This is a genomic window from Mycobacterium sp. (genome assembly GCF_052143115.1).
Taxonomy (GTDB): Bacteria; Actinomycetota; Actinomycetes; order Mycobacteriales; family Mycobacteriaceae; genus Mycobacterium.
Genome location: NZ_JBKQTQ010000199.1, coordinates 1 through 12,643 on the forward strand (window position 1 = coordinate 1; position 12,643 = coordinate 12,643).

Annotated in this window: 11 protein-coding genes, 1 pseudogene and 1 riboswitch; of the genes and pseudogenes, 8 read left to right on the plus strand and 4 right to left on the minus strand. The window is 66.2% G+C overall.

The genetic code is table 11. The features are described from left to right. Positions 1-796 (plus strand): annotated as a pseudogene (locus ACLQI9_RS20905) (zinc-binding dehydrogenase); the annotation flags it as partial. A 48-nt stretch (positions 797-844) separates the two neighbouring features. On the opposite strand, the gene ACLQI9_RS20910 reads toward ACLQI9_RS20905, so the two are convergent. After that, positions 845-2,029, minus strand: a complete 1,185-nt coding sequence (locus tag ACLQI9_RS20910; RefSeq protein ID WP_442383817.1) for an RNA-guided endonuclease InsQ/TnpB family protein — start codon at positions 2,027-2,029, stop codon at positions 845-847. A gap of 125 nt (positions 2,030-2,154) precedes the next feature. Between ACLQI9_RS20910 and ACLQI9_RS20915 the strand changes: the two genes are divergently transcribed. The 5 genes from ACLQI9_RS20915 (at position 2,155) to ACLQI9_RS20935 (ending at position 6,744) form a co-directional block, all read left to right on the plus strand. Beyond that, complete coding sequence (locus ACLQI9_RS20915) at positions 2,155-2,724, plus strand: carboxymuconolactone decarboxylase family protein (protein ID WP_442383821.1); 570 nt, start codon at positions 2,155-2,157, stop codon at positions 2,722-2,724. A 53-nt stretch (positions 2,725-2,777) separates the two neighbouring features. Continuing rightward, positions 2,778-3,902 carry an NAD(P)H-dependent flavin oxidoreductase gene (locus ACLQI9_RS20920; protein ID WP_442389431.1) on the plus strand — a complete coding sequence of 375 codons (1,125 nt, stop codon included), beginning with the start codon at positions 2,778-2,780 and terminating at the stop codon, positions 3,900-3,902. Next, positions 3,899-4,534 carry a TetR/AcrR family transcriptional regulator gene (locus tag ACLQI9_RS20925; RefSeq protein ID WP_442389429.1) on the plus strand — a complete coding sequence of 212 codons (636 nt, stop codon included), beginning with the start codon at positions 3,899-3,901 and terminating at the stop codon, positions 4,532-4,534. The genes ACLQI9_RS20920 and ACLQI9_RS20925 overlap by 4 nt, the downstream gene beginning before the upstream one ends. 1 nt (position 4,535) lies before the next feature. After that, positions 4,536-5,993: a flavin-containing monooxygenase gene (locus tag ACLQI9_RS20930; RefSeq protein ID WP_442392103.1), complete on the plus strand. Its 1,458-nt coding sequence runs from the start codon at positions 4,536-4,538 to the stop codon at positions 5,991-5,993. A gap of 68 nt (positions 5,994-6,061) precedes the next feature. Beyond that, positions 6,062-6,232: riboswitch (M-box (ykoK) riboswitch) on the plus strand. A 275-nt stretch (positions 6,233-6,507) separates the two neighbouring features. After that, positions 6,508-6,744, plus strand: a complete 237-nt coding sequence (locus ACLQI9_RS20935) for an Rv1535 family protein (protein ID WP_442392104.1) — start codon at positions 6,508-6,510, stop codon at positions 6,742-6,744. A gap of 111 nt (positions 6,745-6,855) precedes the next feature. Here ACLQI9_RS20935 and ACLQI9_RS20940 read toward each other — a convergent pair whose 3' ends face one another. Next, entirely contained in the window at positions 6,856-7,617 is a 762-nt protein-coding gene (locus tag ACLQI9_RS20940; RefSeq protein ID WP_442392105.1) for a lipase family protein, read from the minus strand. Between the two features lie 136 nt (positions 7,618-7,753). On the opposite strand from ACLQI9_RS20940, the gene ACLQI9_RS20945 reads away from it, so the two are divergent. Beyond that, positions 7,754-8,128, plus strand: coding sequence for an amino acid-binding protein (locus tag ACLQI9_RS20945; RefSeq protein WP_325675540.1), 375 nt, complete (start codon positions 7,754-7,756; stop codon positions 8,126-8,128). Between the two features lie 275 nt (positions 8,129-8,403). Further along, positions 8,404-11,517, plus strand: a complete 3,114-nt coding sequence (gene ileS / locus ACLQI9_RS20950) for an isoleucine--tRNA ligase (protein WP_442392106.1) — start codon at positions 8,404-8,406, stop codon at positions 11,515-11,517. Between the two features lie 9 nt (positions 11,518-11,526). On the opposite strand, the gene ACLQI9_RS20955 is transcribed toward ileS, so the two are convergent. Further along, the gene (locus tag ACLQI9_RS20955) at positions 11,527-12,051 is read right to left on the minus strand and encodes a hypothetical protein (protein WP_442392107.1); all 525 of its coding nucleotides are present in this window, start codon (positions 12,049-12,051) and stop codon (positions 11,527-11,529) included. Next, positions 12,051-12,620 carry a class I SAM-dependent methyltransferase gene (locus ACLQI9_RS20960; RefSeq protein WP_442392108.1) on the minus strand — a complete coding sequence of 190 codons (570 nt, stop codon included), beginning with the start codon at positions 12,618-12,620 and terminating at the stop codon, positions 12,051-12,053. The genes ACLQI9_RS20955 and ACLQI9_RS20960 overlap by 1 nt, the downstream gene beginning before the upstream one ends. Positions 12,621-12,643 lie beyond the last annotated feature (23 nt).

The following is a 12,643-nucleotide window of genomic DNA, read 5'->3' on the forward strand; positions in this document are numbered from 1 at the left end:
GCGACGACGATGCGCTGGTGCGGGTGGCGGCCTGCGGACTGTGCGGGACCGACCATGAGCAGTTCACCGGCGAGCTCGCGGGCGGGTTCGCGTTCGTTCCCGGTCACGAGACCGTCGGGACCATCGACGCCATCGGCCCCGAGCGGCACAGCGTCGGGGTGTGGCCGCCGGCGACCGGGTGGCCGTCGAGGTGTTCCAGTCCTGCCGGGCCTGTCCGGCCTGCCGGGCAGGGGAGTATCGGCGCTGCGCGCGGCACGGCCTGTGGGGCGGGCTGTGCGCCGCCGCGGCGGCTAAAGAGGCCGGCGCCGGGTTCGTGATGGTGACCGGCTTGGGCGCTCGCGATGCCGACCGGTTGGCGCTGGCGTCGAGGTTCGGCGCTGACCTCGCGGTCGACGTGAGCTCCGACGATCCGGTCGTCGAGTTGACGAAGGCCACCGGCGCATTGGCCGATGTCGTCGTCGACGTCACCGCTCGGGCGCCGGCGGCGTTTGCGCAGGCGATCGCGCTGGCCCGCCCGGCCGGGGCCGTCGTGGTCGCCGGCACCCGAGGTTTCGGCAGTAGCGCTCCCGGGTTCAGCCCCGACGTGATCGCGGTCAAGGAGCTACGCGTGCTGGGGGCATTCGGCGTAGACGTCACCGCGTACCGGGCGGCGCTGGATCTGCTGGCGTCCGGCCGTTACCCGTTCGCGAGCCTGCCGCGGGGCTGCGTGGGCCTCGACGATGCAGAAGACCTGCTCGCCACCATGGCCGGCGAGCGCGACGATGTCCCGCCAGTTCACGGAGTGCTCACACCTTGACGTCCTCGCCGGACTTTACGTCCGGGGATTCCGACCCGGTCTACCTACTTAGGCAGCAGGAGAGCTGAGTTGAGGTTCACAGTTCACAGACCGCCCTGCGGCGAGGTCTCCCTGCGCTGGTACCGCCCGTCCGGCGGCGATGTTGCGTGCAGCGTTCACGTCGGCGTTACACGGCCCCGCCTGGCAGGCGACGCACGAGAAAACCGCTTGGCTCTTGCGGTTTTCGGGTGCGACGTGCCCGCAGGCGGAGCATCGTTGCGACGTGTACGCGGCCGGGACCCGTTCGATTCGGCCCGCGGCCTTGTGGTCAAGCCGGGCAACGAGGGCGCCCCACGCTTGACGACCGATCGCACGGCTGAGTCCCCGTTTCTGCGCCACCCGAACGCCGGGTCGGTCAACGGTGCCGCGCGCGGAGTGTGTCATCGCCCGCACGTCGAGTTTCTCCACTCGAATAGTGTCAAACCGGCGCGCAAGATCGGTCGTCGTCTTTTCCACCCAGTCGCGTCGCCGGTTCGCTTCGCGCGCTTTGATTCTCGCGATCGCCAGTTTAGTCCGCTGTCGACGGTCGGAGCCGCGCTCGGCTCGTGCGAGGCGCTGCTGCAACCGGCGCAGCCGGATCCGTTCACCAGGTGTGAGGCCAGGGGTGTGCAGCAACTCCCCGGTGGACAGTGCCGCCGACACTGCCACCCCGCGATCGACCCCGACCACGCTGCCATCCGCTGGTCCCGGGGTCGGGTCGGGGATGTGCGCGAACGCGACGTGCCAGCGACCTGCCCGGTCCCGAGTGATGCGGTAGGACTTGATGTCCTCTGGCACGGCCCGGGTCCATCGGAAGCGGATCCACCCGACCTTCGGCACCCATACCCGCCCGTAGCGCCTGTTGAGCTTTTCGACATGGCGCGGCTTCACCCCGACCTGCCGGAAGCCCTCATGCACGCCGGCCTTGCGCCACGACGGGCGCCGATGGGTGCCGGCGAAGAAGTTCCGCATGGCCTGTGCGAAATCCCTCAGCGCTTGCTGCTGCACCGTCTGCGACCCGGCCGCCAACCAACGGTATTTGGCGCGGATCTCAGTCAACTGCGCCGACTGCTCGTTGTAACTAGGGGCGCGGCGGCCAGGCTGCCAAAACTGCTGTTGCTCCACGGCCAGGTTCCAGACGAACCGCGCATGCCCGCAATGCTCCAACAACGCCACCTGCTGAGCGGGCGTCGGCAACAACCGGAACCGCGACACACCCGCAATCTAGCCAACGCCACTGACACCAATGGGGATCGCGCGCCAACGTATGTCGGGATCGGCTTTCCTCCCCGGCATAAATGCCCGGGTTTCCCGTCGAAGGAGTTCAGATGACCGAACCCATGAGAGAGGCCCGCATACCCCTGCTGCCGGTCGATGAGGCCAAGGCCGCCGCCGATGAAGCCGGCGTGCCTGGTTACATGGCCGAGCTCGCCATCTTCCAGGTGCTGTTGAACCATCCCAAGCTGGCTTGCGCCCTCAACGACCTACTCGCCACCATGCTGTGGCGCGGAACGTTGGACGCGCGGCTACGCGAGCTGGCGATCATGCGCATCGGTTGGCTCACCTCCTCCGATTACGAATGGACCCAGCATTGGCGGGTTGCGCAGGGTCTCGGGGTCAGCGCCGATGACTTGCTCGGTGTGCGCGATTGGCAGGGATATCAGGCATTCGGACCCGCCGAGCGGGCAGTGTTGGCTGCCACCGACGACGTGGTGCGCGACGGCGCGGTGAGCGCCGAAAGCTGGGCGGCGTGTCAGCGCGAATTCGGCGCTGACCCCGCAGTGCTGGTCGAGCTTGTCACCGCGATCGGCGCGTGGCGAATGGTCGCGTCGATCCTGCACAGCCTGCAGGTCCCGCTGGAAGACGGGGTAGCAAGCTGGCCGCCGGACGGCCAACCGCCGAGGCAATAACACGCAACAAATAACGATTGACACGTCAATCAGTAGCTCATAGCGTTCGGGCAATGCGAACAAGGGTCGCCGAAATGCTCGGCGTGGAGTTCCCGATCTGCGCCTTCAGTCACTGCCGGGACGTGGTGGCCGCAGTCTCCAATGCCGGCGGGTTCGGCATCCTCGGCGCCGTCGCGCACAGCCCGGAGCGTCTGGAAACGGAGCTGACCTGGATCGAGGAGCAAACCGGCGGCAAGCCGTATGGCGTTGATCTGCTGCTGCCGCACAAGTACGTCGGCGTCGAGCAGGGCGGGATCGATACCAAGCAGGCGCGGGAGCTGCTGCCCGAGGAGCACCGGGCATTCGTCGACGACCTGCTGGTCCGCTACGGCATCTCGGTGCCTGCTGACGAGGAGCGTCTGCCGCCCGGCGAGCTCAACATCTCGCCGAAGGGCTACGAACCGCTGCTTGACGTCGCCTTCGCCCACGACATCCGGCTGATCGCCAGCGCGCTGGGCCCGCCGCCGCCCGACTTGGTCACCCGCGCGCATGACAACGACGTGGTGGTGGCGGCGCTGGCTGGAACCACGCAGCACGGGCGGCGGCACGCCGCAGCCGGGGTCGACCTGATCGTCGCCCAGGGCACCGAGGCCGGCGGGCACACCGGCGAAGTGGCGACGATGGTGCTGGTCCCCGAGGTAGTCGATGCGGTGGCTCCGGTGCCGGTGCTGGCCGCGGGCGGGATCGCCCGCGGCCGTCAGATCGCCGCGGCGTTGGCCCTGGGCGCCGAAGGCGTGTGGTGCGGCTCGGTATGGCTGACCACCGAGGAAGCCGAGACGCTCCCCGTCGTGAAAGACAAGTTCCTGGTCGCCACCTCGTCGGACACCGTGCGCTCGCGATCGTTGACCGGAAAGCCCGCTCGCATGCTGCGCACCGCGTGGACGGAAGAGTGGGAGCGGGCCGGCAGTCCCGACCCGCTCGGGATGCCGCTGCAAAGCGCGCTGATCGGCGACCCGCAATTGCGCATCAACCGGGCTGCCGCCCAGCCGGACTCCAAGGCCCGCGAGCTGGCCACCTACTTCGTCGGGCAGGTCGTGGGTTCGCTGAACAAGGTGCAGCCGGCCGCCTCGGTGGTGCTGGACATGGTTTCCGAGTTCATCGATGTCGTCGGGCGTCTCGACGAGTTGGTGGATCGGTGAGCACCGACACCCGCACACGCAGGCGGCCTGCGGTCAGCGAAGAGGACAAGTCGCGGCGGCGTGACGAGATCATGGCCGCGGCCAAAAAAGTCTTTGCCCGCAAAGGCTTTCATGCCACGACGATCGCGGACATCGCCAAGGAAGCGGGGCTGGCCTACGGGTCGATCTACTGGTATTTCGACTCGAAGGACGACTTGTTCCACGCGTTGATGGCCGTCGAGGAGTATGCCCTGCGCACCCACGTCGCGGCCGCTGTCGGTGCGCGCCAGGACAGTGACGGCGAGGCGCCGTTCCGCACCGCGGTGCAGGTGACGTTCGAGTTCTTCGAAGCCGACAAGGCCACCGTCAAGCTGCTTTTCCGCGACGCTTACGCGCTGGGCGACCGGTTCGAAAAACTCCTCGGCGGCATCTACGAGCGGTTCATCGACGATATCGAAAACGTCGTCGTCGCTGCCCAGAATCGCGGCGAAGTGGTCGTTGCCCCGCCCCGGATGGTGGCCTACACCCTGGCGGCGCTGATCGGTCAGCTGGCGCACCGACGACTGTCCACCGACGACGGCGTCAGTGCAGCCGAGGCTGCCGATTTCGTTGTCACGCTGGCCTTTAACGGGCTCCGACCCCGCGAAGGGTGACATGCGTTTCGTCGTGATCGGCGCGGGAATGGCCGGGGTGCTGAGCGCCATCAAGCTCCGTGAGGCCGGTTTCACCGACGTCACGGTGTACGAGAAGGCCGACCGGCTCGGCGGCACCTGGCGCGAGAACACCTATCCGGGCATCGCCTGCGATGTGCCGTCGCACCTGTACACCTACACCTTCGCCCCGAACCCGGAGTGGAGCCACGCGTTCGCGCCCGGTCCGGAAATCCTCGCCTACTTCGAAAGCGTCGCCACTCGTTACGGCGTCGACGGGTTGATCCGCTACAGCACCGAGGTGCTCCGCCTCGAACACGACGGAAATCGTTGGCGCATCGAGACATCCACCGGCGAGCGTGACGATGCTGACGTCGTCATCGCCGCCACCGGCGTCCTACACCACCCGCGCTACCCAGACATCGAAGGGCTCGACGACTTCGCCGGCCCCGTGTTCCACAGCGCCCGTTGGGATCACACCGTGCCGCTGGCCGATGCTCGGCTCGGCGTGATCGGCACCGGCTCGTCGGCGGTGCAAGTGACCGGCGCAGTGAGCGACCTAGTCGGGGAATTACACCTGTTCCAGCGGACCCCGCAGTGGATCTTGCCGGTGGGCAATCCGCCGATCGACGACGCGGACCGGGCCCGCTATCGCTCCGACCCGGCGGCGATGACCACGCTGCGCGCCGAACTGAACACCAGCTTCGTGCAGACCTTCGCCAACGCGGTCGTCGACGCCGACTCGGCTCCGCTGAAGACGCTGCAAAAGCTGGCCTGCGCCAACCTCGAGGACAGCGTGGCCGACCGGGAGCTGCGGGAGAAGTTGCGGCCCGACTATCGCGCCGGGTGCAAGCGGTTGATCATCTCGCCGAACTTCTATGACGCCATCCAGCGGCCTAACGCCCACCTGGTGACCGAGGCGATCGCGCGTGTCGAGGCGGACCGGGTGCGCACCGTCGACGGTCGGTTGCACGGGCTCGACGTGCTGGTGCTTGCGACCGGATTTCGAGTCGATCGCTTCCTGCGCCCGATCGACGTGATCGGCCGCGGCGGCGTGCGGCTAGACGAGGTGTGGAGGGAGCGGCCGTTCGCGTACCTGTCGGTGTCGGTGCCGGACTTCCCCAACCTGTTCATGCTCAACGGGCCCAACGGACCGGTTGGCAACTTCTCGTTGATCGACGCGGCCGAGGCGCAATTTGGTTACCTGATGCAGCTCATCGACCTGCTGAGCGACGGCCGATGTCGGCAGATCAGCGCCACCCGAGACGCCGCCGCTCGCTTTGAGGCCGACCGCGTGGAGGCCGCCAAGAAGACCGTCTGGGTGACCGGCTGCCGCAGCTGGTACCTCGACGATCGCGGTGTTCCGGCGGCGTGGCCGTGGAGTTTCACCCGTTTCGAGAAGGCCATGGCACGGCCGGTCCTGGACGATTACGAACTCATAACGGCTGGTCAGGGCCCCTAGCACCGCTCAGTAAGTTTTCAGGTGTGGCGAATTGACCCGGGCGGAATGTTCGTGCATCATCGACGGGGTAGGCACCTCGTTAGGTGAGGCCTCTACACGGATACAGGCCACTGACCCCGAACGTCGAGAGACGCCCAGGGTCAGGACAGCTCCTCCCGGCTTAAGGGTTGAGCCCAAGTGGCTTCCGGAGTTCCCGGATACGGCGTGTAGTGCCGAAGCTCTGACGAGTGGGGTGCGGTTTTCCCGAGATCATCGGGTTTCCTCTGCTCCTGCTTGCGTGTGAATTCGTGCGGTAATCCGCACGTGGCGCGACCGCGAGGAGGTGAGGGACGAATGAGTTCCAGTTCTAGTCCGGATCGATATCCGGGCTCTGTGTCGTCCCGATCCGGTCTCCCGCGCGCCGCTCGCAGCTGAGCCTTCTGTGGCCTAAGCAGCACGTCGCCTCATCGGACGCCGTTTCGGACGGACATCGAATCCCGTTATGCCCGTTTGACTTTCCGCTTAGGAGGCGACCATGACCGCTGTACTGTACGACGAAGTGGTGACGGCGACGCCCGCACGCCGGCTCAGGGCAGTGCCTGCCCCAACGCCGATGGCAGTGCCGGCGCCCAAGCGGACCTCCAAGCGGCCCGAACAACAGCTGGTCGGCGGCGACCCGTTGGTCGTCGGAGCCGCTCGGTTGCTCTGCATTCCGTTGCGCCAGCTCTACGCCGCGCTGTGGCGCGCGGGCGTCTTGGAGGTTGGCAGCTAAAGGGTCCGGCGACGATGCCGGCCTGCAAAGGCCCGACAAGGCCGGACGAAGATGAGAAGGTTGGCGCTCCCGGCACCTGAGGTGATTTGCCCCTCGGTGCCGGGAGCGCCGTTATTTCTGGGCGGCGATGAGAGCCGAGAGCCCGTTCTGGTAGGCGATCAGGCCGTGTCGCCATCCGATCTGCACCGGCCCGCCGCTATCGACGGTGATTTGGGCGCCAACGTGCACATAGGGCGCCGGGGGTACGTATGGCACGACGTCGAGAAAGTTCACCACCCGAAAACAGCTTTCGATGGCGGCGTTGAACGCATCGACGAAGTCGATCAATCCGACCCGCGGGCCGGCAAAGGTGATCAGCCGGGGTTCGATTGTGTTCGGCGGCATGCTCCGGAAGACGTCCGGCGCCGCGAGTACGGCCAGCGCCGCACCGAGGCTGTGCCCGGTGATCAGGATCTGATCGCAGCCGGCGGTCGCGGCGGCTAAGTTCGCGGCGATGTTCTTCTGGACGAGTTCGTAGGCGTCCTGAAAGCCGGCATGCACCTGTCCGAATCCACTCACCGGGAGGTAGGCGTCGGGGATGGCGTCGAGGTCCGCCAGCCAGTCCTCGACGCCGGAAGTGCCGCGAAATGACACAAACGCGGTGCGAGTCGTTCGGTTATGGCCCATCAACCCGAATATGTCGGTGTTTTTGGTCATCGCAGCCACTGCGGGATGGGGGCTCGTCATCGCGGTGAGTAGCGCGGCGTCAGCTTGGATCACACTGGTCTGGACGTAACCGGATGGCAGGGTGGCCGAGCCGCCGCCCATCACCTGGTACGCCGCCTCGGCCAGCGGCAGAACCAGGTCGCGAGCAAATGCCGCGTCGAACGCCACAGCCGCAGTGTAGGAAAGCCGCCGAGTTTCGTGGATCTTCACCCAGCGTGCCGCCGGGAAGCCGGTGTTCCGACATCGGCTTAAGCAGTAGCGTTGACATACGATCCGCTCAGACCTGGTGCGAAGGGAGCGCGTCATGGCGACCGATCTGACGCTTTATCTCGACGACGAACCCGGCGAGCTGGCCCTGATCGGCGACGTGCTGGGCAAGGCAGGCGTCAACATCGCCGGTCTGTGCGCCCTGACCAGCGGAGGAGGGCAGGCGGAGGTGCACATTCTGGTGCAGGATGCCACCTCGGCATTTGAAGCGCTGGAAGGTGCCGGAATCAAAATCGCCGAGGAGCAAGAGGTCATCGTCCTCGACATCAAGGACCGTCCCGGTGCGCTCGGCGAAGTCGTCCACAAACTCGGCGCCGCGAAAATCAACCTGGAAACCGCCTATCTCGCCACCAACACCCGTTTGGTGCTTGGCGCGGACAATCTCGCTGAGGCCAGGGCCGCGCTGGACTGATGTTGAGTTGCGGCGGCCCGTAGAATCGGCTGGAGCGGCGTCGATCCGGTGATCACCGGGGAGCCTTCGGAAGAACAGCCGGCTTCGGTATTGACGCCGGCTCAGTAGACCCGAACGGGTAGGGCCCGTCACAGCCTTCAACGAGCGGCCACGCCCAGGCGTGGCAAGCGGGGTGGTACCGCGGCGCTTGCGCACCGGCGCAACGTCGTCCCCGGGCCTAGCAGTGGCACATGGTGCCTACCCGGCACTGTGGCAACAGGGAGACGACGCGCGCAGTGACCGATAACGCCTACCCCAAGCTGGCCGGCGGCGCACCCGACTTGCCGGCACTGGAACTCGAGGTCCTCGAGCACTGGACGAGTGACGACACGTTCCGGGCCAGCATCGCGCGGCGTGCCGACGCTCCGGAGTACGTGTTCTACGACGGACCGCCGTTCGCCAACGGCCTACCGCACTACGGGCATCTGCTCACCGGCTACGTCAAAGACATTGTGCCGCGGTATCGCACCATGCGCGGTTATAAGGTGGAACGTCGCTTCGGCTGGGACACCCACGGGCTTCCTGCAGAGCTTGAGGTCGAGCGACAGCTCGGGATCACCGACAAATCCCAGATCGACGCGATGGGCATCGCCGCGTTCAACGAAGCCTGCCGCGAATCGGTGTTGCGCTACACCGACGAATGGCAAGCCTACGTCACCCGCCAGGCCCGATGGGTGGACTTCGACAACGACTACAAGACGCTGGATCTGTCCTACATGGAATCGGTGATCTGGGCGTTCAAACAGCTGTGGGACAAGGGCTTAGCGTACGAGGGCTATCGGGTGTTGCCGTACTGCTGGCGTGACGAAACCCCGTTGTCCAATCACGAGCTGCGGATGGATGACGACGTCTACCAGAGTCGGCAAGACCCGGCGATCACCGTCGGATTCGCAGTGCCGGACGGCGAACTGGCCGGTGCGCACCTGCTGGTGTGGACGACGACACCGTGGACCCTGCCGTCGAACCAGGCCGTCGCCGTCAACCCCGACGTCACCTACGTGCAGGTTCGGGCGGGCGAGCAGCGCGTAGTGCTGGCCGAGGCTCGGCTGGCCGCCTATTCACGAGAATTGGGCGATGAACCGGAGGTGCTGGGCAGCTACCGGGGCAGCGATCTGGTGGGCATGCGGTACCTGCCGCCTTTCCCGTATTTTATGGACTCGCCCAACGCTTTTCAGGTGCTCGCCGCCGAGTTCGTGACCACCGAGGACGGCACCGGGATCGTGCACCTGGCGCCGGCCTACGGCGAGGACGACAAGGAGACCGCCGACAAGGCCGGCATCGTGCCGGTGACGCCCGTCGACGCCAAGGGCCGTTTCGACGCCACGGTCCCCGATTACCAGGGTCAGCACGTCTTCGAGGCGAACTCGCAGATCATCCCTGACCTGAAAGACCACAGCGGCCCGGCAGCGGCCAACGGTGCGGTGCTGATCCGCCATGAAACCTATGAGCACCCCTATCCGCACTGCTGGCGCTGCCGAAATCCGCTGATCTATCGCGCGGTGTCATCCTGGTTCGTCAAAGTCAGCGAATTCCGGGACCGCATGGTCGAACTCAACCAGCAGATCACCTGGTACCCGGACCACGTCAAAGACGGTCAGTTCGGCAAGTGGTTGCAGGGTGCCCGCGACTGGTCGATCTCGCGAAACCGCTACTGGGGCACCCCGATTCCGGTCTGGCTCTCCGATGACCCGAGCTATCCGCGGATCGACGTCTACGGCAGTCTCGATGAGTTGGAGCGCGACTTCGGTGTGCGTCCCGACAACTTGCACCGGCCGTATATCGACGAGCTCACCCGGCCCAACCCCGACGACCCCAGCGGGCGCTCGACGATGCGGCGCATCGCCGATGTCTTCGACGTGTGGTTCGATTCCGGGTCCATGCCGTACGCGCAGGTGCACTACCCGTTCGAGAACCGGGGCTGGTTCGAGACCCATTACCCGGGCGACTTCATCGTGGAGTACATCGGGCAGACCCGCGGCTGGTTCTACACGCTGCACGTGCTGGCCACCGCGTTGTTCGACCGGCCGGCGTTCAAAACCTGCGTGGCGCATGGGATCGTGCTGGGCAGCGACGGGCAGAAAATGAGCAAATCGCTGCGCAACTATCCCGACGTCAGCGAGGTGTTCGACCGCGACGGCTCCGACGCCATGCGCTGGTTCTTGATGGCCTCACCAATCCTTCGCGGCGGGAACCTGATCGTCACCGAACAGGGTATCCGCGAGGGGGTGCGACAGGTGCTGTTGCCGTTCTGGAATGCCTACAGCTTCTTAGCCCTCTACGCGCCGAAAGTCGGCACCTGGCGCACCAATTCAGCGCATGTGCTGGACCGTTACATCCTGGCCAAGCTGGCGGTGCTGCGCGACGACCTGACAGCCGGGCTGGATGTCTGCGACATCTCCGGGGCATGCGAGCAGCTGCGGCAGTTCACCGAGGCGCTGACGAATTGGTATGTGCGACGCTCCCGCTCGCGGTTCTGGGAAGAGGACCCCGATGCGATCGACACATTGCACACCGTGCTCGAAGTGACCGCCAGACTGGCCGCACCGCTGCTGCCGCTGACCACCGAGATCATCTGGCGCGGTGTCACCGCCGAGCGTTCGGTGCACCTGAGCGATTGGCCGGAGGCCGAGGTGCTGCCGGCGGACGCGGGGCTGGTCGCGGCGATGGATCAGGTGCGCGAGGTGTGCTCGGTCGCGTCGTCGTTGCGTAAAGCCAAGAAGCTGCGGGTGCGGCTGCCGCTGCAGAAACTCACCGTGGCCGTGGACAATCCGCAGCGACTGGAGCCGTTCACCGATCTGATCGCCGACGAGCTCAACGTCAAGAAGGTCGAACTCACCGAGGACATCGACACCTACGGTCGTTTCGAGCTGACGGTGAACGCCCGGGTCGCCGGGCCGCGGCTTGGCAAGGATGTGCAGGCGGCGATCAAGGCGATCAAGGCCGGCGAAGGTGTCGTCAACTCTGACGGCACGCTGACCGCGGGTCCGGCGCTGCTGCAACCCGACGAGTACAGCTCCCGGCTGGTGGCCGCCGACCCCGAATACACTGCCCCGCTGCCGGGCGGGGCCGGACTGGTGGTGCTGGACGCCATCGTGACGCCCGAGCTCGAAGCCGAAGGCTGGGCCAAGGACCGCATCCGCGAACTGCAGGAGCTGCGCAAATCGACCGGGCTGGAAGTCTCCGACCGGATCAGTGTGGTGATGTCGGTGCCGTCGCAACGGGCCGACTGGGCCGAAACTCATCGCCATCTAATCGCCGGGGAAATCCTGGCCACCAGTTTCGAATTCGGCGAGCCGGCCGATGGTGTGCAGATCGGCGACGGCGTGCGAGTGGCGATCGCGAAGACTTAGTAGCCGCGGCTAGAGGTTCCGCAGGGCGCGGCGTGCGTGTGGCCAGAACGGCATGCCGGCGACGATTGTGCCGCCGGCGGCGATGAGACCGATCGCGAAGTCGACGCTTTCGCGACCCTCGGCCTTCCAGTAGACGTCCTCAAGATCGAGCAGCAGCGCCAACTCGTCGGCGATCATCGCGTTCGCCGCTCCGAAAGCGACGGCCGCGACAGGGTGGCGCCGTTGTTTTTCCGATCCGCGCAGGCCCACCGCGCCCACAGTCGCCAGCAATGCGATTCCGAGGTTGTAGTGGTGAAAATGCCTACTGCCCAGCTTGATACCGCCACCCTCTGGGCCGTGACCGGCGTGGATCCAGTGGGTGAGCGCCCTGAGTCCCGCGAACGTGACGGTGAATGCCGCCCAAGCCAGCACGGCCGACCGTTCGTCGGATTCGAGTCGTTGCAGCCATTCCCGACGCAGCTCCGACCATCGTCCCGCGGTGGGATGATCCTCATGATTGAGCGGCGACGGAGCGTTGCCCGTTTCGTCGGCCATTATCCGGCCTTCACCGCGCGCCAGCGCAGTCTGCGCCCATTGCCGTCGACATGCACGTCGGCAAACCCCGCTGCGCGCAACCGGTCCGGCAGCGTCTCCGGCTGAACGGGGTTGCAGGTGTCGCGAAAATGCAGCATGCGGAACAGGGTCGACGCCGCGCTGTCGCTGCCGGCGAATACGCCGCCGGGCCGCAACACCCGAAACACCTCGGCGAACAACTGGTCCTGCAGCGCAGGCGTCGGAACATGATGCAGCATCGTGAAACACACCACCGAGCTGAACTCATCTGACGGCAGGCCGCTGTCGGTGCCGTCGCCGTTGATGATCCGGGCCCGGTCGCCGTACCTGGCCTCCAGCCGATCCGCCATGGTCGGGTCGATTTCGACGGCGGTGTAGTGCGGGGCTTTGTCGATCAGCACCCGGACGTTGGCGCCGTAGCCTGGCCCGATCTCCAGCACGTTCTCGCCCAAGTCGACGTCGCCGAGGACCCACGGCAACAGCCCGTCCTCGACAGCCTTGAAGTAGCGGTTCGAGCTGCAGCACAGCCGGTGGCACAAGTTCATCGCCATGGAATCAGACGCTAGCGCAATAG